1 protein-coding gene and 1 pseudogene are annotated in these 1,089 nt (G+C 45.5%); both read right to left on the bottom strand.

Features of this window, described 5'->3' with window-relative positions; genetic code table 11:
- Positions 1 to 9: 9 nt before the first annotated feature.
- Positions 10 to 681: a glutathione S-transferase gene (locus tag ACUVJL_RS05865; protein ID WP_445244995.1), complete on the bottom strand. Its 672-nt coding sequence runs from the start codon at positions 679 to 681 to the stop codon at positions 10 to 12.
- A gap of 287 nt (positions 682 to 968) precedes the next feature.
- Positions 969 to 1,089: pseudogene (locus ACUVJL_RS05860) on the bottom strand (IS5/IS1182 family transposase); the annotation flags it as partial.

Raw genomic sequence — 1,089 nt, 5'->3', positions numbered from 1 at the left:
TTGTTCTGCTCAACTCAGAAGCTCGTAAGCACCACCACGCTCGAGTGCTTGTTGGTATGCCGGACGTGTGTGGATGCGATTCAAGAATGCCATGAGCTTTGGACGGCTCGGGTTCAGTCCAGCCCGTGCCACTGCTGCCTCCAGTGGGAAGCTGATTTGGATATCGGCTGCGGTAAATTCGTTACCAGCAAACCATGTGCTTTTCCCAATCTCTGCCTCCATATAATTCAAGTGTTGTGTGATCTGAGGTTCAATAAACGAGCTTTTAACGCGACTGACGATCGCCCGGGCGATCGGACGCACGAAAAAGGGCATGGGATTGTTCTCAATTTGGTCGAAGATCAGCTTCAGAAGTAGCGGCGGCATAGCAGAACCTTCTGCATAATGCAGCCAGTAGGTGTAGCGCAGATGTTCTAGCGTGCCTATAGCAGGAACCAGTCGTCCGTTGCCATAGCGTTCGATCAGATACTCGATAATGGCACCGGATTCAGCCAAGGTCAGTTTGCCATCAGTAATCACAGGCGATTTGCCGAGTGGATGTACCTCACGCAGCGATGTTGGTGCCAACATGGTTTGCGGATCCCGCTTGTAGCGCTTGATTTCGTATGGGAGTTCAAGTTCCTCTAGCAGCCAGAGCACACGTTGGGAGCGAGAGTTGTTTAAGTGGTGGACGACGATCATTAGATTACCCTCCTAGTAGGCGTTGTTCTATGAAGAGGATTGGTTAAAATAATTATACCTCTGCTGTCACTCTCCGGATTAAAGAAGTAAGAAATAAGCCCAGATTAAGCTGAAGAATAAAAGGGTTGAAATTGATTCATTGCATTAATTAAATGCTTAAAACCAAGTAATAAATTAGTATTAGGGAAGATTTCCATCCCAGGATAAATTAACCAAAATACAAGGATGGGACTGAACAAAGCCATTGCTGATGCTGCTTGGGGTTCCTTAGACCTCTTGCGAAAGTCTCAGGCGATCTCTAATTTAGTCTTTAAAGAAAGTTCATAATTATAAATACCAGCGATCAAATTAAATCTTAATCCGAAGCGCCTTCTTCGATTCCGATATCTTGATGAAAGTATTCTAAAT

Origin of the sequence: Microcoleus sp. OTE_8_concoct_300 (genome assembly GCF_031383065.1) — a bacterium.
Classification (GTDB): Bacteria; Cyanobacteriota; Cyanobacteriia; order Cyanobacteriales; family Microcoleaceae; genus Microcoleus.
This window is presented reverse-complemented; position numbering and strand designations above follow the sequence as displayed.